This window comes from Brenneria roseae subsp. roseae (genome assembly GCF_003115845.1).
Classification (GTDB): domain Bacteria; phylum Pseudomonadota; class Gammaproteobacteria; order Enterobacterales; family Enterobacteriaceae; genus Brenneria; species Brenneria roseae.
Genome location: NZ_KZ819024.1, coordinates 290580 through 313491, shown reverse-complemented (window position 1 = coordinate 313491; position 22912 = coordinate 290580). Strand labels below are relative to the sequence as shown.

Genomic DNA, 22912 nt, shown 5'->3' with positions numbered 1-22912 from the left:
CATAAGATTCAGCTTTGCTGGTGTATCATAATTTTGCCGCTATAGTAATTTTTGCTTTACATAAAGCGGCGGAATTTTATTGATCTCACTCTTGCACTGCACGGTAACTTATGGCGAACGAGCATCTTCACCTTCATTCACAACATCGCCGATTAAATCGGCAGGATTATAAAACGCTGTCTCTGGCTGCGCTGGGTGGCGCGCTGGAGTTTTATGATTTCATCATTTTCGTTTTTTTCGCTGCCGTCATTGGCGATCTCTTTTTCCCGTCGGATATTCCCGAGTGGCTGCGTCAGGTTCAGACCTTTGGCATCTTTGCCGCCGGTTATCTCGCGCGTCCGCTGGGGGGCATTGTCATGGCCCACTTTGGCGATCTGGTCGGGCGTAAAAAGATGTTCAGCCTGAGCATCTTGCTGATGGCTTTGCCCACGCTGGCCATGGGGATGCTGCCGACCTATGAGGCTATCGGCATCGCGGCACCGCTGCTTCTGCTATTGATGCGAGTGCTGCAAGGCGCGGCAATTGGCGGTGAAGTGCCCGGGGCATGGGTATTCGTCTCAGAGCATGTTCCACGCTCGCGCATCGGTTTTGCCTGCGGCATCCTGACCGCAGGGCTGACCATGGGGATTTTGTTGGGGTCGCTGGTGGCCACCTTGCTGAATACGGTACTGACTTCCGATCAGATGTTGGCCGGCGGCTGGCGTTTGCCGTTCTTTATTGGCGGGATCTTTGGGCTGGTGGCGATGTATTTACGCCGTTGGTTGCAGGAGACGCCGATCTTTATGGAAATGCAGGCCCAAAAGAAATTGGCGGAAGAGTTACCGTTGAAATCGGTGGTGGTGAATCACCGGAAAGCGGTGGTGGTTTCCATGCTGCTGACCTGGATGCTGTCCGCTTGCATTGTCGTGGTGATTCTTATGGCGCCGACGTATCTGCAAAAAGTACATGGCATTTCTGCCGCACTCGCATTACAGGCAAACTGTCTGGCGACGATTATGCTGATGGTGGGCTGCATCGGCGCCGGCCTGTTTGTTGACCGCTTCGGCGCCAGTAAAATGTTTATCCTGGGCAGTTTGTCGCTGGCCGTATGCAGTTGGTTCTTTTACAGCACGGCGGCGGGCAATCCGGATCTGCTTTTTATCGGCTACGCGATTGTCGGCTTAAGCGTCGGCGTTGTTGGCGCGGTTCCTTATGTGATGGTGCGCGCTTTCCCGGCGGAAGTCCGTTTCTCGGGGATCTCGTTTTCTTATAATGTTTCCTATGCGATCTTCGGCGGCTTAACGCCGATCTTTGTCACGTTGATTATGAAGGTAACGCCGCTGGCTCCGGCATTTTATGTGCTGACGCTATCCGGCGTCGGTCTGCTGTTGGGGATTTATTTGCATCGTGATTTGAATAGCGAACAGCGCGACAAACTGGCGGGGGAAGAGGATTCCCGTTCACCCGTCAGTATTTAAGGCGGTTGCCTGTAACTGTAAAAAGCCCGGTCATTTTGACCGGGCTTCTTTTATCACTGAATAATCGTGAAACTCAGTGTGTACCGCGCGCGCCAATTGGCAGAACGGTACGGCCATATTGCTCGTTCAGCACTTCGGCCATCGCGAGATAAATCGCACTTGCACCGCAGATAATGCCTTCGAAACCGGCAAAAGTCAGCAGTGCATGGTTTCCGGTGAAATTACCGATTGCCAGCAAGGCAAACAGAACGGTGAGGCTGGCAAAAACAAATTGCAGCGCGCGGTTGGCACGCAATGTTCCAAAGAACATAAACAGCGTGAAAACGCCCCACAGACCAAGAAATACCCCCAGGAACTGGGCATCGCTGGCGTCTGCCAGACCCATTTTAGGCAGCATGATAATAGCGACCAGTGTCAGCCAGAACGCGCCGTAAGAGGTGAACGCGGTCATGCCGAAGGTATTCCCTTTTTTGTATTCCAGTAGTCCTGCCAGAATTTGGGCAATACCGCCGTAAAAAATGCCCACGCTGAGAATAATAGAAGAAAGCGGGAAAAAGCCTGCGTTGTGCAAGTTCAGTAAAATAGTTGTCATCCCGAAGCCCATCAGTCCTAACGGACCGGGATTCGCCAACGTGTTCGTATGCATAAATCCTCTGCAATAACAGATCATCAAAATAGGTGTTGTTTAAGGTGTTATTGCCCGCCATAACGCCGGGGATTTCCCTTTTTTGTGGCTGGCAATCCCCTGACGGGACGTTGCGGCGCAACGTCAAAATTTTTCCTGAAAATTATTTTTTACAGCGAGCGCGGCATCATATCGGGCGCGTTGAACGGACACAACATGGCGAAGAAAGAATAGTTTGATCCCACAGGGGATAACGGTCATTTTTTTTCATGTCCCCCCTTGATGATAGAATTGTTGACCCCATCTTATTTCCAACCAAAACAGTTTGACCATGCCAGAAAGGTTTATGTGGGATCGTTAAATTTGTATCGCCATCTCTAAATAGACGGCGATGCAAAAGAAAAACGAGGTCATGACGTTGAAAAACGACATACCGCCCGCATAGTAGGTTGAACTACCACACCGAATATGACTTTATTAGTGGAGATGTTTAGATGGGTAAGATTATTGGTATCGACCTGGGTACGACCAACTCTTGTGTAGCGATTATGGACGGTACGCAGGTTAAAGTACTGGAAAACAGCGAAGGCGATCGCACGACACCTTCAATCATTGCTTATACGCAGGACGGTGAAACTCTGGTTGGCCAACCGGCTAAACGTCAGGCGGTTACTAACCCGAAAAATACCCTGTTTGCGATTAAGCGTCTGATTGGTCGTCGTTTTAAAGACGAAGAGGTACAGCGCGACACCAATATTATGCCGTACAAAATCATTGCGGCCGATAATGGTGATGCCTGGTTGGAAGTGAAAGACCAGAAAATGGCTCCGCCGCAGATTTCAGCTGAAGTGCTGAAGAAAATGAAGAAAACGGCTGAAGATTATCTGGGTGAAGCGGTCACTGAAGCGGTGATTACCGTTCCGGCCTACTTCAACGATGCTCAGCGTCAGGCAACCAAAGATGCGGGACGTATCGCAGGTCTGGAAGTAAAACGTATCATTAACGAACCGACGGCGGCGGCGCTGGCGTATGGTTTGGATAAAGAAGTGGGTAACCGCACCATTGCGGTATATGACCTGGGTGGCGGTACTTTCGATATTTCTATCATCGAAATCGATGAGGTTGATGGCGAAAAAACCTTCGAAGTTCTGGCAACCAACGGTGATACCCACCTGGGTGGTGAAGATTTCGATAGCCGTCTGATTAATTATCTGGTTGATGAATTCAAGAAAGATCAGGGTTTCGATCTGCGTAACGATCCGCTGGCTATGCAGCGTCTGAAAGAAGCCGCAGAAAAAGCCAAGATTGAACTGTCTTCTGCACAACAAACTGACGTGAATCTGCCGTACATCACCGCGGATGCAACGGGGCCGAAGCACCTGAACATCAAAGTGACGCGCGCCAAATTGGAGTCGTTGGTAGAAGATCTGGTGAATCGTTCTCTGGAGCCGCTGAAAGTTGCTTTGCAGGATGCCGGACTGTCCGTGTCTGAAATCCAGGACGTGATTCTGGTGGGTGGTCAGACTCGTATGCCACTGGTACAGAAGAAAGTGGCTGACTTCTTCGGTAAAGAACCACGTAAAGACGTGAACCCGGATGAAGCCGTTGCTATTGGTGCTGCGGTTCAGGGCGGCGTTCTGTCGGGTGATGTGAAAGACGTGCTGCTGCTGGACGTGACCCCGTTGTCTCTGGGTATCGAAACCATGGGTGGCGTGATGACGGCGCTGATTGCCAAAAACACCACTATCCCGACCAAGCACAGCCAGGTATTCTCGACAGCGGAAGATAACCAGTCTGCGGTAACCATCCATGTGTTGCAAGGTGAACGTAAACGTGCGCATGACAACAAGTCTCTGGGCCAATTCAATCTGGATGGTATCCAGCCTGCGCCGCGCGGTATGCCGCAGATCGAAGTGACCTTTGATATCGATGCGGATGGTATCCTGCATGTTTCCGCGAAAGATAAGAACAGCGGTCGTGAGCAGAAAATCACTATCAAGGCGTCCTCTGGTCTGAATGAGGACGAGATCCAGAAAATGGTTCGCGATGCCGAGGCGAACGCGGAATCTGACCGTAAGTTTGAAGAACTGGTTCAGACCCGTAACCAGGGCGATCACCTGTTGCATAGCACTCGCAAGCAGCTGGAAGAAGTGGGTGATAATCTGGCTGCTGATGATAAAACCGCTGTTGAAGACGCCTTGAAAGCATTGGAAAGCGCGCTGAAAGGTGAAGACAAAGCGGATATCGAAGCGAAAATCCAGGCGCTGGTTCAGGCTTCCGGTAAGCTGCTGGAAGCGTCTCAGCCGCAGGCTCAGGCGGGTACTGAAAGTGCGGCCGGTGATACTTCCGCTCGTAAAGACGACGACGTAGTTGATGCCGAATTTGAAGAAGTAAAAGATAAAAAATAATCGCCCTTGAGCGGGCGCAGTAACGGTAACTATTAACTGTTGCTGGCAACCAGCACGGGCGTTGAGGAAACTCTGCGCCCGTGCACGCATGTTGAGGGCAGGAAAAAAAGAATGGCGAAGCAAGACTATTACGAGATTTTAGGCGTTGCTAAAGGTGCGGAAGAGCGTGAGATCAAGAAGGCTTATAAGCGTCTGGCGATGAAGTATCACCCGGATCGTAATTCTGGTGATAAAGAAGCCGAAGCACGATTTAAAGAGATTAAGGAAGCCTACGAGATCCTCACCGACTCACAGAAACGTGCCGCCTACGATCAGTACGGCCATGCTGCATTTGAACAAGGTGGTATGGGAGGCGGTGGTTTTGGCGGCGGAGCCGATTTTGGTGATATTTTTGGCGACGTCTTCGGTGATATTTTTGGCGGCGGTCGTCGCCAGCGCGCGAGTCGCGGCGCCGATTTACGCTATAACATGGATCTGTCGCTGGAAGAGGCTGTCCGCGGGGTTTCCAAAGAGATCCGTATCCCTACGCTGGAAGAGTGCGATGTTTGCCATGGCAGCGGGGCTAAGCCTGGCAGCTCGCCCGTCACCTGTCCGACCTGTCATGGTAACGGTCAGGTACAGATGCGTCAGGGCTTTTTCACCGTTCAACAAGCCTGTCCGCACTGTCATGGCCGTGGGAAGATCATTAAAGATCCCTGCACGAAATGTCACGGTCATGGCCGCGTAGAAAAGAGCAAAACGCTGTCGGTGAAGATCCCTGCCGGAGTGGATACGGGCGATCGCATCCGTTTGTCAGGAGAAGGGGAAGCGGGGGAACACGGCGCACCAGCCGGCGATTTGTACGTTCAGGTTCAGGTGAGACCGCATCCGATTTTCCAGCGTGAAGAAAACAATCTGTACTGTGAAGTGCCGATTAATTTTGCCATGGCGGCGCTGGGCGGGGAAATTGAAGTGCCGACGCTGGATGGCCGGGTTAAGCTGAAAGTCCCTGCGGAAACGCAAACCGGGAAACTGTTCCGTATGCGCGGCAAGGGCGTGAAATCTGTTCGCGGCGGCGTTCAGGGCGATTTGTTGTGTCGGGTTGTGGTGGAAACGCCGGTTAACCTGAACGAGCGTCAAAAGCAACTGCTGCAAGAACTGGAAGAAAGCTTTGGCGGCCCATCAGGGGAAAGAAACAGCCCGCGTTCCAAGAGCTTTTTCGATGGTGTGAAGAAGTTTTTTGACGATCTGATCTAATCTGAAGTTGGCTTTGGGCAAAACAAGAATCCGGCTGGTGTTGCTACCAGCCGGATTGCATATCCTGCCTGCGTCGGGATCGGCTATACCGTGAATAACAGGGGAAAAATATTTCCTGCTGAAGACGCAAAAAAACCGGCCTGAGCCGGTTTTTTTAACAACAATACAATACGCGAAACGCGATTATTGCATAGCGTTAATGCGCGCAACCAGATTGGATTTATGACGTGCAGCTTTATTTTTGTGGATCAGGCCTTTACCAGCCTGACGATCCACGATCGGTTGCATATCATTAAACGCATTCTGTGCCGCTTCTTTATCGCCAGTAGCGATCGCCGCGTATACTTTCTTGATGAAAGTACGCATCATGGAACGACGGCTTGCGTTATGCTTACGGCGCTTCTCAGATTGTACGGCGCGTTTCTTAGCTGATTTGATATTAGCCAAGGTCCAACTCCCAAATATATTCTATCGAGGACAATTCAAAGGCCGAGGAATATGCCCTTTTAGCCTTCGTTTGTCAATGGATTTGTGCAAATAAGCGCCGTTTGTACGTCGACGCTTGTTACGTTGTGATGGCGCAGGATTTTAACAGCTTCACGCGCCGGAATACAGCTTTTCGCATCATAAATTGATTATACCTGTCATCTTTCAGTTTGCGATCGTGTTGGCGCTTCCTCGTGACGCAGGCCATCGCGTTAACCAAGTTCCTGATGATTCATTTGATTGTCACTTTACCGCACCTGGATATCCCCCAATGGCGCGCGCGTGATGAAACAATTCATCATATAAAACCCGGTCTGAATATCCGGTATGTTGCGGCGATCTACCGACGATTCAGCCAAAAATAGCAGAAATGGAGAACGTATCGGGCATTGCGGCAGCAAAAGGCGTGAATCGCGGGTTAACCTTACTCGCTGTACAAGGTATAATCCGCCGATTTCCATTATTTAACCCATTTGTTCTGAGCCAGCCATGCAGCTAATTCGCGGTATACACAATCTTCGGGCACACCATTATGGCTGTGTGCTCACTATTGGTAATTTTGACGGCGTGCACCGCGGACATCAAATGTTGCTGGAGCGCTTGAAGCAGGAAGGACAGGCGCGCGGTTTGCCCGTTATGGTGATGATCTTTGAACCGCAGCCGCTGGAATTATTTTCTGCCGAAAAAGCGCCTGCGCGTTTGACTCGCCTGCGCGATAAAGTGAATTATCTGGCGAAGGCGGGGGTAGATTACCTATTGTGCGTGAAGTTTGATGCGCATTTTGCCGCCAATCATGCCCAAACGTTTGTATCCACGCTGTTGGTGGAAAAACTGGGCGTCCGGTTTCTGGTGGTCGGAGACGACTTTCGTTTCGGGGCTGGTCGGCAGGGCGATTTCCTGTTATTACAAGATGCCGGGCTTAAGGCCGGGTTTGATGTCATCAGTACCGACTCATTCTGTAATAGCGGTAAACGGGTGAGCAGCACGGCCGTTCGCGAAGCGCTCAGCCATGATGATCTCGCGCTGGCGGAAAACCTGTTGGGCCATCCCTACAGTATTTCCGGGCGCGTAGTGCATGGAAATGAATTAGGGCGGACCATCGGTTTTCCGACCGCCAATCTGCCGTTAAAACGTCAGGTTTCGCCAGTCAGCGGCGTTTATGCTGTCAGTGTATATGGTCTGGGCGATGAACCGTTGCCGGGCGTTGCCAATATCGGCACTCGTCCGACGGTAACGGGAGACAGGCGCCAGCAGCTTGAAGTGCATCTACTGGACGTGACGATGGATCTGTATGGTCGTCATATTGAAGTGGTACTGCGTAAAAAGATACGTAATGAACAGCGTTTTGCCTCGCTTGAAGCCTTAAAGCAGCAAATCGCCGATGATGTGGTGACGGCCCGGATATTTTTTGGGTTAAAGACACCGGTTTAATTTTTCTAGCCGAAGACGAAATCGAGAATCTAATGAGTGACTATAAGACTACCCTGAATTTGCCGGAAACAGGGTTCCCGATGCGTGGCGATTTGGCCAAGCGTGAACCTGACATGCTGAAACGTTGGTATGAGCAGGATCTGTACGGGATTATTCGTAATGCCAAAAAAGGTAAAAAAACCTTCATTCTGCATGATGGCCCCCCATATGCGAATGGCAGCATTCATATTGGTCACTCGGTTAACAAAATTCTTAAAGATATTATCGTTAAGTCTAAAAGCCTGTCTGGCTATGACTCTCCTTATGTGCCGGGCTGGGACTGCCATGGCCTGCCTATCGAACTGAAAGTCGAACAGTTGATCGGTAAGCCGGGAGAGAAGGTGAGCGCGGCGGAATTCCGCGCCGAGTGCCGTAAATACGCAGCCGAACAGGTCGCAGGTCAGAAGAAAGACTTTATTCGCCTGGGCGTATTAGGTGACTGGGAACATCCTTATCTGACGATGGATTTCCAGACCGAAGCGAACATTATTCGGGCGCTGGGCCGTATTATTGAAAACGGCCACCTGCATAAAGGGGCGAAACCGGTTCACTGGTGCGCCGACTGTGGTTCTGCGCTGGCCGAAGCCGAAGTGGAATATTACGATAAAACCTCGCCTTCCATCGATGTTGCGTTCAATGCCGTTGATCGCGATGCGGTGCTGGCGAAATTCGGTCTGTCTGCTGATGCGGTGCAAGGCGATGTCTCGCTGGTCATTTGGACGACTACGCCCTGGACATTGCCTGCCAACCGGGCGATTGCGCTTAATGCTGATTTTGAGTATGTCCTGCTTCAGGTGGCGGGGAAAAACATTATTGTTGCGGATGGATTAGCCGCCGCTGTCGCCCAGCGTATCGCGGGAGATGCTAACGGCGACGCGACGTTTATTGAATTAACCGAAAATAAGGTAAAAGGCAGCGAGTTGGAACTGTTGCGTTTCCAACACCCGTTCATGGGCTTTGACGTTCCGGTTATTCTGGGCGAACACGTGACGCTGGACGCGGGCACCGGTGCGGTGCATACCGCGCCGGGGCATGGTCCGGACGATTATGTCATCGGTCAGCAGTATGGGTTGGAAGTCGCCAATCCGGTGGGGCCGAACGGCTGCTACCTGAGCGGAACTTATCCTGGACTGGACGGTAAGTTTGTCTTTAAAGCCAATGATCTCATTGTTGAGATTCTGCGTGAAAAGGGCGCTCTGCTGCACGTGGAAAAACTGCTGCACAGCTATCCGTGCTGCTGGCGTCACAAAACGCCTATCATCTTCCGTGCCACCCCGCAGTGGTTTGTCAGCATGGATCAGAAAGGTCTGCGTCAGCAGTCTCTGGCTGAAATCAAAGGCGTGCAGTGGATCCCTGACTGGGGTCAGGCACGTATTGAAGCGATGGTCGCTAACCGTCCCGACTGGTGTATTTCCCGTCAGCGTACCTGGGGCGTACCGATGTCGCTGTTCGTTCACAAAGAAACGGAAGAACTGCATCCGCGCACCAGCGAACTGATTGAGGCCGTTGCCAAACGCGTTGAGCAGGATGGTATTCAGGCATGGTGGGATCTTGATCCGGCCGATGTATTGGGAGCCGATGCCGAGCATTACGTTAAGGTGCCGGATACGCTGGACGTATGGTTCGACTCCGGGTCAACGCATGCTTCGGTGGTTGATGTTCGCCCTGAGTTTGGCGGTCATTCCGCGGATATGTACCTTGAAGGTTCCGATCAGCATCGCGGCTGGTTTATGTCTTCACTGATGATCTCTACCGCGATCAAAGGTAAAGCACCTTATCGTCAGGTTCTGACTCACGGTTTCACCGTTGATGGTCAGGGGCGCAAGATGTCCAAGTCGATCGGCAATACCGTCAGCCCGCAGGACGTGATGGATAAACTGGGGGCCGATATTCTGCGTCTGTGGATCGGTTCAACTGATTATTCGGGCGAGATCGCCGTTTCTGATGAGATTCTGAAACGTTCGGCCGATGCTTATCGTCGTATTCGTAACACCGCACGTTTCCTGCTGGCTAACCTGAACGGATTTGATCCGCAGCAGCATATGGTGAAACCCGAAGAAATGGTGGTGCTGGATCGCTGGGCGGTCGGCTGTGCGAAAGCGGCGCAGGAAGAAATTATCGAAGCCTACGAGAGCTATGATTTTCACCGTGTCGTACAACGGCTGATGCAGTTCTGCTCCATTGAAATGGGCTCGTTCTATCTTGATATCATCAAGGACCGTCAATACACCGCGAAAGGCGACAGCGTTGCCCGTCGCAGCTGTCAGACGGCGCTGTATCATATCTGTGAAGCGTTGGTTCGCTGGATGGCGCCGATTCTGTCATTCACCGCAGACGAAATCTGGGGCTACCTGCCGGGCGCTCGCGCTCAGTATGTCTTTACCGAGGAGTGGTATGACGGCTTGTTCGGCCTGGATTCGGCCGAGACCATGAATGACGCTTTCTGGGCGGACATCCTGAAAGTGCGCAGTGAAGTAAACAAAGTGATTGAGCAGGCGCGTAATGACAAGCGTATCGGCGGATCGCTGGAAGCCTCCGTCACCCTTTATGCCGATGCCAATCTGGCGGGTAAATTGAATCGACTGCATCAGGAACTGCATTTTGCGCTGTTGACCTCGAAAGCGCTGGTTGCGCGTTATGAAGACGCGCCTGCCGATGCGCAAGCTACGGAACTCTCCGGACTGAAAATTGCCTTAAGCAAGGCGGAAGGGCACAAGTGTCCTCGCTGCTGGCACTATGAGCCAGATATCGGCATTAACGCCGATTATCCTGACATTTGTGGTCGCTGTGCAACTAACGTCGGCGGCAATGGAGAAGAGCGTAAATTTGTCTGATGAATAAATCGATCTGTTCGAGCGGATTGCGCTGGCTTTGGCTGGCGCTACTGGTTTTGGTTATCGACCTTGGCAGCAAACAGTGGATTCTCACTCACTTTGCGCTGGGGGAGACGCAGCCTCTGTTTCCTTCTCTGAATCTGCACTATGCGCGGAATTATGGTGCGGCATTCAGTTTTCTGGCAGATAAAGGCGGCTGGCAGCGCTGGTTCTTTGCGGGTATTGCGGTAACGATTGTGGTCGCCTTGCTGGTGATGATGTATCGCGGCAGTGCGCGGCAAAAGTTAAATAACATTGCTTACGCGCTGATCATCGGCGGTGCGTTAGGCAATCTGTTTGACCGGACATGGCATGGATTTGTTGTGGACTTCATCGACTTCTATATGGGGGACTGGCACTTCGCCACCTTTAATCTGGCAGACAGCGCGATCTGTGTTGGCGCGGCGCTGATCGTACTGGAAGGTTTTTTCAATACGCATGATGATACCGTCAAACAAAAGGGTCACTGATGTCTGAGACTGTACAGAGCAACAGCGAGGTGCTGGTGCACTTTATCCTGACGTTGGCGGATGGTTCTGCGGCGGAGTCTACCCGCGAAAGCGGTAAGCCCGCGTTGTTCCGCCTGGGGGATGGCAGTTTGTCCAATGAGTTGGAACAGAACCTGCTGGGGCTCAGGCGCGGCGACAGGCGTAAGTTCACGTTACCGCCGGAATCTGCGTTTGGGCTGACCAATCCCGATCTGATTCAGTTCTTCCTGCGTCGTGATTTCGCCGGGACCGGCGTGCCGGATGTGGGCACGATTATGTTGTTCAGCGGCATGGGCGGTAATGATATGCCCGGAATTATCCGCGAAGTGGCGGAAGAGTCCATCACCGTGGATTTCAATCACCCGCTGGCAGGCCAGGCTATTACGTTCGATCTGGAAGTGTTGGAGATCGATCCCTTACGGCAGGAGGTTCCTCATGCAAATCTTGCTGGCTAACCCACGCGGTTTTTGTGCGGGGGTCGATCGGGCTATCAGCATTGTTGAACGCGCGCTGGAGATATACGGTACGCCAATCTACGTTCGTCACGAAGTGGTTCATAATCGCTATGTGGTTAACGGATTACGTGAACGCGGGGCGATATTCATTGAGCAGATTAATGAAGTACCGGATGGTTCGATTCTGATTTTCTCTGCGCATGGCGTGTCACAGGCGGTGCGTGCCGAGGCAAAAAGCCGCGACCTGACAGTGTTTGATGCCACCTGTCCTCTGGTGACCAAGGTGCATATGGAAGTGGCCCGCGCCAGCCGTAAAGGGACCGAAGCGATTCTGATTGGGCATGCGGGCCACCCGGAAGTGGAAGGCACGATGGGGCAGTACAATAACGTCAGGGGCGGAATGTATCTGGTCGAGTCGCCCGAGGATGTCTGGCAATTGCAGGTGAAGGATGAAACCGACCTCTGCTTTATGACACAGACGACGTTGTCGGTTGATGATACGTCGGCGGTGATTGACGCGCTGCGCGCGCGTTTCCCGAAAATTGTTGGTCCGCGCAAAGATGATATCTGTTATGCCACCACGAACCGTCAGGAAGCGGTACGTAATCTGGCGGCAGAAGCGGACGTGGTGCTGGTGGTGGGTTCCAAGAACTCTTCCAACTCCAATCGTTTGGCTGAACTGGCTCAGCGGGCGGGCAAAGCCGCCTACCTGATTGATGCGGCAGAAGACATTCAGGAAAGCTGGTTGACTGGCGTGTCACAGGTCGGCGTCACCGCCGGCGCATCAGCACCGGATATTCTGGTTCAGCAGGTCATTAAACGTTTGCGGGCGTTAGGCGGCAAGATTGCCGTTGAAATGCAGGGACGTGAAGAGAATATCGTTTTTGAAGTACCGAAAGAGCTGCGTGTAGAAGTAAAACAGATCGATTAATTACTGACGGCGGTGCGGTCTGCACCGCCGTCCTCTCCATTTGCGTCTTCTTTTGTCTGCGAATTGTACGATTCACCACTGATAACGATGTGATAAAAATGCATGTTTATGCGTTACTACATTAAGTGGCTTTCGGCGCGGCGACTTATCCTGCGAGTACCTTTGTTGCCGCTTACGTTTTTAGCCACGGTTTTTCAGGATATTGATCGGGTAGTTTTACTGATTTTATCTCTCTTCTCACATAATTTTCTAATCTGACCATAAATCCGCTGGCGATAGCGCTTCACGCCCGTTAACCTGACATGATTCGTTGGAAGTATTACAGAGAGAGACATTATGAAGGATTCATCCATTCGTATCGCGATTGCGGGCTCAGGTGGCCGTATGGGGCGTCAGCTGATTCAGGCGGTTGATCAAACTGAAGGCGCGGTATTGGGCGCAGCGCTGGAGCGAGCCGGCTCATCCCTGGTCGGGACTGATGCAGGTGAACTGGCCGGATTGGGAAAAACGGGCGTGTTGGTCAACGATAGTCTGGAGGCCGTCCGTGATGACTTTGATATTTTGATCGATTTTACTCGTCCAGAAGGCACGCTGGCGCATCTGGCCTTTTGTCGTCAGCATCGTAAGGCCATGATTATCGGCACAACGGGCTTCGATGATGAAGGTAAAGCGGCTATTGCACAGGCATCTCAGGATATCGGCATTGTTTTCGCGGCCAACTTCAGCGTGGGTGTCAACGTTATGCTGAAGCTGTTGGAGAAAGCGGCCAAAGTCATGGGCGACTACACCGATATTGAGATCGTTGAAGCGCACCATCGGCATAAAGTGGATGCGCCTTCAGGTACGGCGCTGGCGATGGGCGAGGTGATTGCCGGTGCGTTGGGGCGCGATCTGAAAACGTGCGCGGTGTATGCGCGCGAAGGCCATACCGGCGAACGCGATCCAAAAAGTATTGGTTTTGCCTCTGTCCGGGCGGGCGATATTGTTGGCGAGCATACGGCAATGTTTGCTGATATCGGTGAACGCATCGAGATTACCCATAAGGCATCCAGTCGCATGACTTTTGCAAATGGTGCGGTAAGGGCGGCTATTTGGATAAGTAATGTAAAAAATGGTCTTTTTGATATGAGGGATGTGCTTTCCATTGATGATTTATAATAAAATTTTTTATTTTTTATAATTCATAACCTAATGATAAAAGTAACGATTTTTATCGTTGCTTTTATTAATCGGGTTATTGATTTAGCATCGTGCTATAGTTGCTTTTTTATCTGATTTTATTCGTTTTTCATGCCTGATTTACCCGGTCTGAACCAACAAACAGACTATGTTGGTTGATTATCACCCATGTTTTAACAATGTCGGTTAGCAACCGTTTACTTAGCCTAGTTGATATCTCTTTTTAAGGTCGTGAGCGGTTATTCACGGTAGAAAGCATAAAAAGGTGAGAAAAAAGACGGTTGGAGTAGACAAGTTGGCAGGCCATCATTAAAATGCGCCCAATTTGCCAAAAATTTACCTTACAGGTGGTTTTTGCATTGATTTAGATCGGTGAATCTGAATTAATATGCAAATAACATGATTGTTTATTCCTTGGAGGGTGTTTTGATTAAGTCAGCGCTATTGGTTCTGGAAGACGGAACCCAATTCCACGGTCGGGCCATCGGGGCGGAAGGAACGGCAGTGGGGGAAGTGGTCTTCAATACGTCGATGACCGGTTATCAAGAAATCCTTACTGATCCTTCCTATTCCCGCCAGATTGTCACTCTCACTTATCCCCATATTGGTAATGTCGGCACTAATGCCAGCGACGAAGAATCACCTTCCGTACATGCTCAGGGCCTTGTTATTCGTGACCTGCCGCTGATTGCCAGTAATTACCGTAGTGAAGAAACCCTGTCCGATTACCTCAAGCGCAACAATATCGTGGCCATCGCCGATATCGATACCCGCAAGCTGACCCGTTTACTGCGTGAAAAAGGCGCTCAGAACGGCTGCATTATCGCGGGCGATACGCCGGATGCGGCACTGGCGCTGGAAAAAGCCAGGGCGTTTCCCGGGCTGAAAGATATGGATTTGGCAAAAGAGGTCACCACGGCGGAAAGCTATAGCTGGTTGCAAGGTAGCTGGACGTTGGAGGGAGATTTACCCGCCGCCAGGCAGGAAAGCGAACTGCCTTTCCACGTGGTCGCTTATGACTATGGCGTGAAGCGCAATATCCTGCGTCTGCTGGTGGACAGAGGATGCCGTCTGACGGTCGTTCCGGCGCAAACCTCCGCGGAAGACGTGCTGAAACTTAACCCGGACGGCATTTTCCTGTCTAACGGTCCGGGGGATCCGGCGCCTTGTGATTATGCGATCCGCGCGATTAAAACCTTCCTGGATACGGACATTCCGGTCTTCGGTATCTGCCTGGGTCACCAACTGCTGGCGTTAGCGAGCGGCGCACAGACGATTAAAATGAAACTGGGTCACCACGGCGGCAACCACCCGGTAAAAGATCTGGATAACAATCGCGTGATGATTACCGCGCAGAACCACGGTTTTGCGGTTGATGAAAATAACCTGCCTGACACGCTGCGCGTGACGCACAAATCATTATTTGACCATACGGTTCAGGGTATTCATCGCACCGATAAACCGGCGTTCAGTTTTCAGGGGCACCCGGAAGCCAGCCCCGGCCCGCACGATGCGGCGCCCTTTTTCGACCACTTTATTGAATTGATTCAGACTTACCGTTCTTCAGCGAAATAATCAGGAGCGAGAAAATGCCAAAACGTACAGATATTAAAAGCATCCTGATTCTGGGCGCCGGTCCGATTGTTATCGGTCAGGCGTGTGAATTTGACTACTCTGGCGCACAGGCGTGTAAAGCGCTGCGTGAAGAGGGATACCGCGTCATTCTGGTGAACTCCAACCCGGCCACCATTATGACCGACCCGGAAATGGCCGATGCGACCTACATTGAGCCGATTCATTGGGAAGTGGTGCGTAAAATCATCGAGAAAGAGCGTCCGGATGCGGTGCTGCCGACCATGGGCGGTCAGACGGCGCTTAACTGCGCGCTGGAGCTGGAACGTCAGGGCGTACTGGCCGAATTTGGCGTCACGATGATTGGCGCGACCGCGGATGCGATCGATAAAGCCGAAGACCGCCGTCGTTTTGACGTCGCGATGAAGAAAATTGGCCTGGATACGGCGCGCTCCGGTATTGCACATAATATGGAAGAAGCGCTGGCCGTGGCGGCAGACGTGGGCTTCCCTTGTATTATCCGTCCCTCCTTTACCATGGGCGGCACCGGTGGCGGTATTGCTTACAACCGTGAAGAGTTTGAAGAGATTTGCGAGCGCGGTCTGGATCTTTCCCCCACCAAAGAACTGCTGATCGACGAATCCCTGATTGGTTGGAAAGAGTATGAAATGGAAGTGGTTCGCGACAAGAACGACAACTGTATCATCGTCTGTTCCATCGAGAACTTCGACGCCATGGGGATTCATACCGGTGACTCCATTACGGTTGCGCCGGCGCAAACCCTGACTGACAAAGAATATCAAATCATGCGTAACGCCTCGATGGCGGTACTGCGTGAAATCGGGGTGGAAACCGGCGGTTCGAACGTCCAGTTCTCGGTGAACCCGAAAAATGGTCGCCTGATCGTTATCGAAATGAACCCGCGTGTTTCTCGTTCTTCCGCACTGGCTTCTAAAGCAACGGGTTTCCCGATTGCAAAAATCGCCGCCAAGCTGGCGGTGGGGTATACGCTCGATGAACTGATGAATGACATCACCGGCGGTCGTACCCCGGCGTCGTTTGAACCGTCCATCGACTATGTCGTGACGAAGATCCCGCGTTTTAACTTCGAGAAATTCGCCGGTGCCAATGACCGTTTGACCACGCAGATGAAATCCGTGGGCGAAGTGATGGCGATTGGCCGCACGCAGCAGGAGTCATTACAGAAAGCGCTGCGCGGGCTGGAAGTCGGCGCTACCGGTTTTGATCCGAAAGTCGATCTGGACGATCCGGAAGCGCTGACTAAAATCCGTCGTGAACTGAAAGACGCTGGCGCCGAGCGTATCTGGTATATCGCCGATGCATTCCGTGCGGGAATGTCTGTCGATGGCGTGTTTAACCTTACGAATATTGATCGCTGGTTCCTGGTGCAGATTGAAGAACTGGTGCGTCTGGAAGAGCAGGTAGCGGAAAAAGGCGTGACCGCGCTGGATGCTGACTTCCTGCGTCTGCTGAAGCGTAAAGGCTTTGCCGATGCGCGTCTGGCGCAGCTGGCCGGCGTCGCCGAAAGTGAAATTCGTAAGCTGCGCGACAAGTTTGACCTGCATCCGGTTTACAAGCGTGTGGATACCTGTGCGGCTGAATTTGCCACCGATACCGCCTATATGTATTCCACTTATGAAGATGAGTGTGAAGCCAATCCGAACCAGGATCGTGACAAGATTATGGTGCTGGGCGGCGGTCCAAACCGTATCGGTCAGGGTATTGAATTCGATTACTGCTGTGTACATGCCTCGCTGGCGCTGCGTGAAGACGGTTATGAAACCATCATGGTTAACTGTAACCCCGAAACCGTATCCACCGACTACGATACGTCCGATCGCCTGTACTTTGAACCAGTGACGCTGGAAGACGTGCTGGAAATCGTTCGGATCGAAAAACCGAAAGGCGTGATCGTACAGTACGGCGGTCAGACGCCGCTGAAGCTGGCCCGTGCGCTTGAAGCGGCGGGGGTCCCGGTGATTGGCACCAGTCCGGATGCGATTGACCGCGCTGAAGACCGTGAGCGTTTCCAACAGGCGGTAAACCGTCTGGGGTTGAAACAACCGGCGAACGCCACCGTGGCGGCGATTGAACAGGCGGTGGAAAAAGCGCGCGATATCGGTTATCCGTTGGTGGTGCGTCCTTCTTATGTACTGGGCGGCCGCGCCATGGAAATCGTTTACGACGAAATCGACCTGCGCCGTTATTTCCAGACCGCCGTCAGCGTCTCCAACGATGCGCCGGTATTGCTGGACCGTTTCCTTGATGACGCGATTGAAGTCGATGTGGATGCCATCTGTGACGGTGAGCGCGTATTGATTGGCGGCATTATGGAGCACATTGAGCAGGCGGGCGTTCACTCCGGCGATTCAGCCTGTTCTCTGCCAGCCTATACGTTGAGCAAGGAAATTCAGGATGTGATGCGTCAGCAGGTTGAAAAGCTGGCATTCGAGCTTGGCGTGCGTGGTCTGATGAACGTACAGTTCGCGGTCAAAAACAATGAAGTCTATCTGATTGAAGTTAACCCGCGTGCGGCGCGTACCGTTCCGTTTGTCTCTAAAGCGACGGGCGTGCCGTTGGCGAAAGTGGCGGCTCGCGTGATGGCAGGACAAACGCTGGCTGAGCAAGGCGTAACGCAAGAAGTCATCCCGCCGTATTATTCGGTGAAAGAAGTGGTGCTGCCGTTTAACAAATTCCCTGGCGTTGACCCAATCCTGGGGCCAGAGATGCGTTCGACCGGTGAAGTGATGGGTGTAGGCCGTACCTTTGCCGAAGCCTTTGCCAAAGCGATGCTGGGCAGCAATTCGCAGATGAAGAAATCCGGTCGTGCGCTGCTGTCGGTGCGTGAAGGCGACAAAGCGCGGGTGGTGGATTTGGCCGCTAAATTGCTGAAGCACGGTTTTGAACTGGATGCGACGCACGGCACGGCGGTTGAGCTGGGTGAAGCAGGTATTAATCCTCGTCTGGTGAACAAGGTTCATGAAGGCCGTCCACACATTCAGGATCGTATCAAAAATGGTGAATATACCTATATCGTCAACACCACGGCAGGACGTCAGGCGATTGAGGATTCCAAACTGATTCGCCGCAGCGCGTTGCAGTACAAGGTCCACTACGATACGACCATGAACGGCGGCTTTGCCACGGCAATGTCCCTGACGGCGGATCCGACGGAGCGAGTGACGTCCGTACAGGAAATGCATGCCATGATTAAAGGCTGATTCACGCCGTTGTAGCATTACGGCAGGGCCCATAGTAAAAGCCAGCGTTTATCACAAACGCTGGCTTTTTTCTTTTTTGTACTTAGCCTGAGATGCGCTTACGGAGAAAGATTGAGCAGAATCTCCATGCCAGAAACCGGGTAGAACGCCGCGTTTACTCAATGGGGTAAACAACGCTCCGGGAAGGGTTATCCCAGCGCAACTTTGATGCCCAGTGCGATCAAAACGGTTCCCAGCAGTTTATCCACCAGCTTCTGAATTTTCGCCAGCACCTGACGTACCGGGCCGCTCTGGAAAATAATCACCAGCAGCGGCCACCAGATTACGGCTAAGACCCAGATAATCATGGCATACCACAGCTTTTCACCGACGCCGGAGTTAACGCTCAGCACCTGGGTGAACATCGCCAGAAAGAACAGCGTTGCCTTCGGGTTCAGCAGATTGCATAAGTAACCCTGCCAAAAGGCCTTCTTCATGCTGACGCGCTGTTTCGCTAAATTTGAGACATCCATTTTACTCCCGCCACGGGACAACAGGGCCTGAATACCTATCCAGATCAGATAGGCCGCACCGGCATACTTCAGCAAGTTGAACAGCCACGGCGTAGTGGTAATCACCACCGCCAACCCTGCCACGCAGTAAGCCATGTGCGTGGCCACCCCGCAGATAACGCCGCATGCTGTCATCAGCGCCTCGATGCGTGGATAGCGGGCAGCATTTTTGATTACCAGAAAAAAGTCAGGGCCGGGAGAAAGCATACCCAGCGTGGCAATCGTAGCGACAAATAACGACGTTTCTAACATGATGTGTTCCAGATGGAGAAAATAGAAGGAATAACCGGGTAGAATGATAACGCCAGAATCATTAATTGGCATCTTCATTGTTGGCTATTCGTTCGCAATGTGCTAACAAGTTTCCTTTCTTTACTTGTGGTCGTTTTTTCTTGGGTTGGGGTTGGGATAACATCATGGTGAGTGAAACAACACAGCAACGGGAAATTACCCGGCTGTGTATTCAGTGTGCGCTTTTACTGTTACAGCACGGCGCCGAAAGTATGGTTGTGGAGCAGCTATCTTCCCGCCTGGGGGTGGCATTGGGCGCAGATAGCGTTGAAAGTTCGATCTCGGCGAATGCCATTGTGCTGACAACCATTATGCAAGGGCATTGCCTGACATCTACGCGTAAGAATGTGGATCGCGGCATCAATATGCATGTGGTCATTGAGGTGCAGCATGCGGTGATCATGGCCGAGCATAAATTGCTGGATGTTGAAGGGGTCGAGAAAAGGCTTTCGCATATCAGGCCGCTCCGCTACCCGCGCTGGCTGATGGTGTCTATCGTTGCGCTTTCCTGCGGTTGTTTCAGCCGATTGAACGGTGGCGGATGGGATGCTTTTGTTGTGACGATGATTGCCAGCGGTCTGGCGATGTACGTCCGGCAGGTGTTTACCGCCCGGCACCTCAACCCATTGATTAACTTTTGTATTACGGCATTTGTCGCCACATCGGCTTCCGGGCTGTTGATGCGGCTGCCTGTGTTTCAGCATACCTCCGGCGTTGCGATGGCGGCGAGCGTCTTGCTGCTGGTACCGGGGTTTCCATTAATTAACGCGGTTGCCGATATGTTTAAGGGCCATGTGAACACCGGTCTGGCCCGTTGGACGGTCGCCAGCCTGTTGACGCTGTCGACCTGTATCGGCGTGATAATGGCGCTGTCGCTGTGGGGGCTACGCGGATGGGCTCATTAAGTCTGTTGTGGGCGCTGTTGCAGGATATGGCGCTGGCTGCGGTTCCCGCTCTGGGGTTTGCCATGGTGTTTAATGTGCCGATCAAAGCGCTACGTTATTGCGCGCTGCTTGGGGCGTTGGGGCATGGCGTGCGTTTTCTGGCGATCCATTTCGGTATGAATATTGAGTGGGCGTCATTTCTGGCGGCGATCATGATCGGCATCATCGGTATTCGCTGGTCGCGATGGCTATTGGCGCACCCGAAAGTATTTACGGTTGCCGCGGTGATCCCGATGTTTCCTGGTATTTCGGCCTATACGGCGATGATCTCGGTCGTGGAAATTTCGCATCTTGGCTATAGCGAAGAACTGATGCGCGTCATGATGACCAATTTCCTGAAGGCCAGCTTCATTGTGGGGGCGCTGTCTATCGGGCTGTCGTTGCCGGGGATATGGCTGTATCGCAAACGCCCGGGCGTCTAGCCTGAATCGGAGCTCTCTTATATTGTGGATCCGGCGAGTATCTGTATCGACGAGTGAAAGGGCTTTCCGTATAGTGTCAGCAATTTTCCGACCTACAGGGTTTCACCATGGTTATTAGTTTGATTGCTGCATTGGCAGTAGATCGCGTTATCGGCATGGAAAATGCCATGCCGTGGCATTTACCGGCCGATTTGGCGTGGTTTAAGCGCAATACATTAGATAAGCCGATCGTCATGGGGCGCAATACTTTCCGCTCTATTGGCCAGCCGTTGCCGGGCAGACATAATATCGTCGTCAGTAAACACCCTGGCGATGACGACCGTGTGACCTGGGTTTCTTCGCTGGAGGAAGCCTTGACCGCGGCAGGCGAGGTGGAAGAGGTGATGGTCATTGGCGGCGGCAGTATCTACCAGCAGATGCTTCCCAGGGCCAATCGTCTGTATCTGACCCACATTGATGCCGAAGTGGAAGGCGATACGCATTTCCCCGATTACGAGCCTGACGAGTGGCTATCCACTTTCAGCGAGTTCCATGATGCCGATGAACGTAATTCACACAGCTACTGTTTTGAGATTTTAGAGCGCCGCTAGTCTCTGGTTTTCCCCGCACTGATGTTTGAACCCGCTATTGATGGCGGGTTTTTTGTCTCTTGTCATGTCTGACCTCTCTTTTCTGATCGGCTTATTGTGGCTCGCTCATTCCCGGACCCGCTACGGTTCGACAAGTCACAATATCGTCATACCACATCGGTAATATGCGCATTCAAGCGATGGATCTACAGAACCTGAATTTTTAACCGAGGAAGCGGCACTGATGACCAACAGGAATCACAATTTAAATGCCGATCGCCTGATTGAACCCAGGCGTCGGGAATTACCGGCTGGCGGCGTGGAAATAGCGGGTCTGGCAGGCATGCTTGGCGGTATCTGGTCTGTCCCGGTGGATAACGGCGGGCAGGATAAGCAATGTAAGGTCGATTCCCCCACGCCGCCGCAATGAATTAATTGCAGGGCCTGAAGGGTGGCGGTCAGGATAGCCCGCCATAAAAAACGCCGGGAGCGTTTTTCAACATCTATTCGGCTATGACGGATTTTTGCGTGAAGTAGCGTTTGTCTTCCCAGCGCAACATGGTCAGTTCGCCTCCCCAGCAACATCCGGTATCCAGCGCATAGATGTTCTCTGGCGTACCTTTCCCTTCCAGCGAGGCCCAGTGTCCGAAAGCGATGGCGTATTCTCCGGCGATTTTCCCCGGTAGGTCAAACCAGGGTTTCAGCAGGGAAGGGGCCTGACCGGGAGGCTCTTTGCAGAGCATGTCCAACTGGCCGCCAGAGAAGCAATAGCGCATGCGGGTAAAGACATTGGTACTGAAGCGTAAGCGAGGGAGACCGCTGAGCTCAGGGAGCCAGTGATTTGGCATATCGCCATACATAGCATCCAGAAACAAAGGGTAGCTATCGCTACTCAGAATGGATTCGACTTCACGGGCACACATTTTCGCGGTAGCCAGATCCCACTGTGGGGTAATGCCGGCATGCGCCATCACCAGCTTTAAATCTTCATCAATCTGCAAGAGCGGTTGTTTACGCAGCCAGTTAATCAGTACGTCCGCATCCGGCGCGGCCAGCAATGGCGCCAGGCGATCTTTCGGCTTACTGCGGCTGATCCCGGCATACACGGCCAGTAAATGCAGATCGTGATTACCCAGAACAAGACGGACGGCAGGGCCAAGTGAACGGACAAAACGCAACACGCCCAGCGAATCCGGTCCGCGTGCCACCAGATCGCCGGTCAACCACAGCGTGTCTTGCTCGGGATGAAAAGAAACTTGCGCCAATAGCGCCTGAAGTTCAACTAAACAGCCGTGAACATCGCCAACTAAATAGGTAGACATAATTAATGTATCAGTGAGGGAATTGCCAGACGAAATACAGGGATGCTGACCTGAAATGTATCGCCTTGATGATCGATCATCTGGTAGTGACCTTCCATGGTTCCCAGCGGGGTTTCCAGCACCGTACCGCTGGTATACTGGAATTCACCGCCGGGTTGTATCAGGGGCTGCTCGCCGACCACGCCTTCGCCTTGAACTTCCGTCTGACGGCCGTTGGCGTTGGTAATGAGCCAGTAGCGGCCAAGCAAGCGCACCGGATGTCGCCCCAGATTGCGGACGGTAATCGTATAGGCAAAGATAAAACGTTCTTCATCAGGCTGTGACTGTGACTCGACGTAGAAACTTTGGACCTGTACACAAACTCGGGGCGCATTAATCATCACAACGACTC

21 protein-coding genes are annotated in these 22912 nt (G+C 52.4%); 16 read left to right on the top strand and 5 right to left on the bottom strand.

Annotation, left to right across the window (positions count from 1 at the left end; genetic code table 11):
* Window positions 1-110: 110 nt before the first annotated feature.
* Window positions 111-1457 (top strand): MFS transporter, encoded by a 1347-nt coding sequence (locus DDT52_RS05680; protein ID WP_136155499.1) that lies wholly within the window; start codon window positions 111-113, stop codon window positions 1455-1457.
* Between the two features lie 73 nt (window positions 1458-1530).
* On the opposite strand, the gene satP is transcribed toward DDT52_RS05680, so the two are convergent.
* Window positions 1531-2103: an acetate uptake transporter gene (gene satP, locus DDT52_RS05675; protein ID WP_136155498.1), complete on the bottom strand. Its 573-nt coding sequence runs from the start codon at window positions 2101-2103 to the stop codon at window positions 1531-1533.
* Window positions 2104-2187: 84 nt separating this feature from the next.
* On the opposite strand from satP, the gene DDT52_RS21370 reads away from it, so the two are divergent.
* From DDT52_RS21370 to dnaJ, 3 genes are all read left to right on the top strand, one after another.
* Window positions 2188-2316, top strand: coding sequence for a hypothetical protein (locus DDT52_RS21370; RefSeq protein ID WP_281728900.1), 129 nt, complete (start codon window positions 2188-2190; stop codon window positions 2314-2316).
* Between the two features lie 260 nt (window positions 2317-2576).
* Window positions 2577-4490, top strand: coding sequence for a molecular chaperone DnaK (dnaK, locus tag DDT52_RS05670; protein WP_136155497.1), 1914 nt, complete (start codon window positions 2577-2579; stop codon window positions 4488-4490).
* 111 nt (window positions 4491-4601) lie between these two features.
* The gene (gene dnaJ / locus DDT52_RS05665; RefSeq protein WP_136155496.1) at window positions 4602-5726 is read left to right on the top strand and encodes a molecular chaperone DnaJ; all 1125 of its coding nucleotides are present in this window, start codon (window positions 4602-4604) and stop codon (window positions 5724-5726) included.
* Window positions 5727-5909: 183 nt separating this feature from the next.
* Here the strand turns inward: dnaJ and rpsT are convergent, their stop codons facing one another.
* Window positions 5910-6173, bottom strand: a complete 264-nt coding sequence (gene rpsT / locus DDT52_RS05660; RefSeq protein ID WP_109052417.1) for a 30S ribosomal protein S20 — start codon at window positions 6171-6173, stop codon at window positions 5910-5912.
* Window positions 6174-6701: 528 nt separating this feature from the next.
* On the opposite strand from rpsT, the gene ribF reads away from it, so the two are divergent.
* The 8 genes from ribF to carB all read left to right on the top strand — a co-directional run bounded on the left by ribF (window position 6702) and on the right by carB (window position 18422).
* Window positions 6702-7643, top strand: coding sequence for a bifunctional riboflavin kinase/FAD synthetase (gene ribF / locus DDT52_RS05655; RefSeq protein WP_109052418.1), 942 nt, complete (start codon window positions 6702-6704; stop codon window positions 7641-7643).
* A gap of 32 nt (window positions 7644-7675) precedes the next feature.
* Complete coding sequence (ileS, locus tag DDT52_RS05650) at window positions 7676-10516, top strand: isoleucine--tRNA ligase (protein ID WP_136155495.1); 2841 nt, start codon at window positions 7676-7678, stop codon at window positions 10514-10516.
* Window positions 10516-11025, top strand: a complete 510-nt coding sequence (gene lspA / locus DDT52_RS05645) for a signal peptidase II (RefSeq protein ID WP_136155494.1) — start codon at window positions 10516-10518, stop codon at window positions 11023-11025. The genes ileS and lspA overlap by 1 nt, the downstream gene beginning before the upstream one ends.
* On the top strand, window positions 11025-11498 hold the full coding sequence (gene fkpB, locus DDT52_RS05640; protein WP_136155493.1) for an FKBP-type peptidyl-prolyl cis-trans isomerase: 474 nt from the start codon (window positions 11025-11027) through the stop codon (window positions 11496-11498). Before lspA ends, fkpB begins: the two co-directional genes overlap by 1 nt.
* Complete coding sequence (ispH, locus tag DDT52_RS05635; protein WP_136155492.1) at window positions 11479-12429, top strand: 4-hydroxy-3-methylbut-2-enyl diphosphate reductase; 951 nt, start codon at window positions 11479-11481, stop codon at window positions 12427-12429. Before fkpB ends, ispH begins: the two co-directional genes overlap by 20 nt.
* Window positions 12430-12765: 336 nt before the next feature.
* Entirely contained in the window at window positions 12766-13587 is an 822-nt protein-coding gene (gene dapB / locus DDT52_RS05630; RefSeq protein WP_136155491.1) for a 4-hydroxy-tetrahydrodipicolinate reductase, read from the top strand.
* A 447-nt stretch (window positions 13588-14034) separates the two neighbouring features.
* Window positions 14035-15183: a glutamine-hydrolyzing carbamoyl-phosphate synthase small subunit gene (gene carA / locus DDT52_RS05625; protein WP_136155490.1), complete on the top strand. Its 1149-nt coding sequence runs from the start codon at window positions 14035-14037 to the stop codon at window positions 15181-15183.
* Window positions 15184-15197: 14 nt separating this feature from the next.
* Window positions 15198-18422 carry a carbamoyl-phosphate synthase large subunit gene (carB, locus tag DDT52_RS05620; protein ID WP_136155489.1) on the top strand — a complete coding sequence of 1075 codons (3225 nt, stop codon included), beginning with the start codon at window positions 15198-15200 and terminating at the stop codon, window positions 18420-18422.
* Window positions 18423-18610: 188 nt separating this feature from the next.
* On the opposite strand, the gene DDT52_RS05615 is transcribed toward carB, so the two are convergent.
* Entirely contained in the window at window positions 18611-19225 is a 615-nt protein-coding gene (locus tag DDT52_RS05615; RefSeq protein ID WP_136155488.1) for a LysE family transporter, read from the bottom strand.
* A 164-nt stretch (window positions 19226-19389) separates the two neighbouring features.
* Here DDT52_RS05615 and DDT52_RS05610 point away from each other — a divergent pair, with 164 nt between their 5' ends.
* The 4 genes from DDT52_RS05610 (at window position 19390) to DDT52_RS05595 (ending at window position 21629) form a co-directional block, all read left to right on the top strand.
* Window positions 19390-20169, top strand: coding sequence for a threonine/serine exporter family protein (locus DDT52_RS05610; RefSeq protein ID WP_136155487.1), 780 nt, complete (start codon window positions 19390-19392; stop codon window positions 20167-20169).
* On the top strand, window positions 20157-20630 hold the full coding sequence (locus DDT52_RS05605; RefSeq protein WP_136155486.1) for a threonine/serine exporter: 474 nt from the start codon (window positions 20157-20159) through the stop codon (window positions 20628-20630). Before DDT52_RS05610 ends, DDT52_RS05605 begins: the two co-directional genes overlap by 13 nt.
* Window positions 20631-20737: 107 nt before the next feature.
* Entirely contained in the window at window positions 20738-21220 is a 483-nt protein-coding gene (gene folA, locus DDT52_RS05600; RefSeq protein WP_136155485.1) for a type 3 dihydrofolate reductase, read from the top strand.
* A 223-nt stretch (window positions 21221-21443) separates the two neighbouring features.
* Entirely contained in the window at window positions 21444-21629 is a 186-nt protein-coding gene (locus DDT52_RS05595) for a hypothetical protein (RefSeq protein WP_136155484.1), read from the top strand.
* Window positions 21630-21702: 73 nt separating this feature from the next.
* On the opposite strand, the gene apaH is transcribed toward DDT52_RS05595, so the two are convergent.
* Both apaH and apaG read right to left on the bottom strand, forming a co-directional pair.
* Window positions 21703-22521 carry a bis(5'-nucleosyl)-tetraphosphatase (symmetrical) ApaH gene (apaH, locus tag DDT52_RS05590; RefSeq protein WP_136155483.1) on the bottom strand — a complete coding sequence of 273 codons (819 nt, stop codon included), beginning with the start codon at window positions 22519-22521 and terminating at the stop codon, window positions 21703-21705.
* A 2-nt stretch (window positions 22522-22523) separates the two neighbouring features.
* Entirely contained in the window at window positions 22524-22901 is a 378-nt protein-coding gene (gene apaG / locus DDT52_RS05585) for a Co2+/Mg2+ efflux protein ApaG (RefSeq protein WP_136155482.1), read from the bottom strand.
* Between the last annotated feature and the right edge of the window lie 11 nt (window positions 22902-22912).

Excerpts from the sequence above, each read along its gene's own strand:
- DDT52_RS05680 (WP_136155499.1), top strand. The coding sequence starts at position 111 with ATGGCGAACGAGCATCTTCACCTTCATTCACAACATCGCCGATTAAAT.
- satP (WP_136155498.1), bottom strand. The coding sequence starts at position 2,103 with ATGCATACGAACACGTTGGCGAATCCCGGTCCGTTAGGACTGATGGGC.
- dnaK (WP_136155497.1), top strand. The coding sequence starts at position 2,577 with ATGGGTAAGATTATTGGTATCGACCTGGGTACGACCAACTCTTGTGTA.
- dnaJ (WP_136155496.1), top strand. The coding sequence starts at position 4,602 with ATGGCGAAGCAAGACTATTACGAGATTTTAGGCGTTGCTAAAGGTGCG.
- ribF (WP_109052418.1), top strand. The coding sequence starts at position 6,702 with ATGCAGCTAATTCGCGGTATACACAATCTTCGGGCACACCATTATGGC.
- ileS (WP_136155495.1), top strand. The coding sequence starts at position 7,676 with ATGAGTGACTATAAGACTACCCTGAATTTGCCGGAAACAGGGTTCCCG.
- lspA (WP_136155494.1), top strand. The coding sequence starts at position 10,516 with ATGAATAAATCGATCTGTTCGAGCGGATTGCGCTGGCTTTGGCTGGCG.
- fkpB (WP_136155493.1), top strand. The coding sequence starts at position 11,025 with ATGTCTGAGACTGTACAGAGCAACAGCGAGGTGCTGGTGCACTTTATC.
- ispH (WP_136155492.1), top strand. The coding sequence starts at position 11,479 with ATGCAAATCTTGCTGGCTAACCCACGCGGTTTTTGTGCGGGGGTCGAT.
- dapB (WP_136155491.1), top strand. The coding sequence starts at position 12,766 with ATGAAGGATTCATCCATTCGTATCGCGATTGCGGGCTCAGGTGGCCGT.
- carB (WP_136155489.1), top strand. The coding sequence starts at position 15,198 with ATGCCAAAACGTACAGATATTAAAAGCATCCTGATTCTGGGCGCCGGT.
- DDT52_RS05615 (WP_136155488.1), bottom strand. The coding sequence starts at position 19,225 with ATGTTAGAAACGTCGTTATTTGTCGCTACGATTGCCACGCTGGGTATG.
- DDT52_RS05610 (WP_136155487.1), top strand. The coding sequence starts at position 19,390 with ATGGTGAGTGAAACAACACAGCAACGGGAAATTACCCGGCTGTGTATT.
- DDT52_RS05605 (WP_136155486.1), top strand. The coding sequence starts at position 20,157 with ATGGGCTCATTAAGTCTGTTGTGGGCGCTGTTGCAGGATATGGCGCTG.
- folA (WP_136155485.1), top strand. The coding sequence starts at position 20,738 with ATGGTTATTAGTTTGATTGCTGCATTGGCAGTAGATCGCGTTATCGGC.
- DDT52_RS05595 (WP_136155484.1), top strand. The coding sequence starts at position 21,444 with ATGACCAACAGGAATCACAATTTAAATGCCGATCGCCTGATTGAACCC.
- apaH (WP_136155483.1), bottom strand. The coding sequence starts at position 22,521 with ATGTCTACCTATTTAGTTGGCGATGTTCACGGCTGTTTAGTTGAACTT.
- apaG (WP_136155482.1), bottom strand. The coding sequence starts at position 22,901 with ATGATTAATGCGCCCCGAGTTTGTGTACAGGTCCAAAGTTTCTACGTC.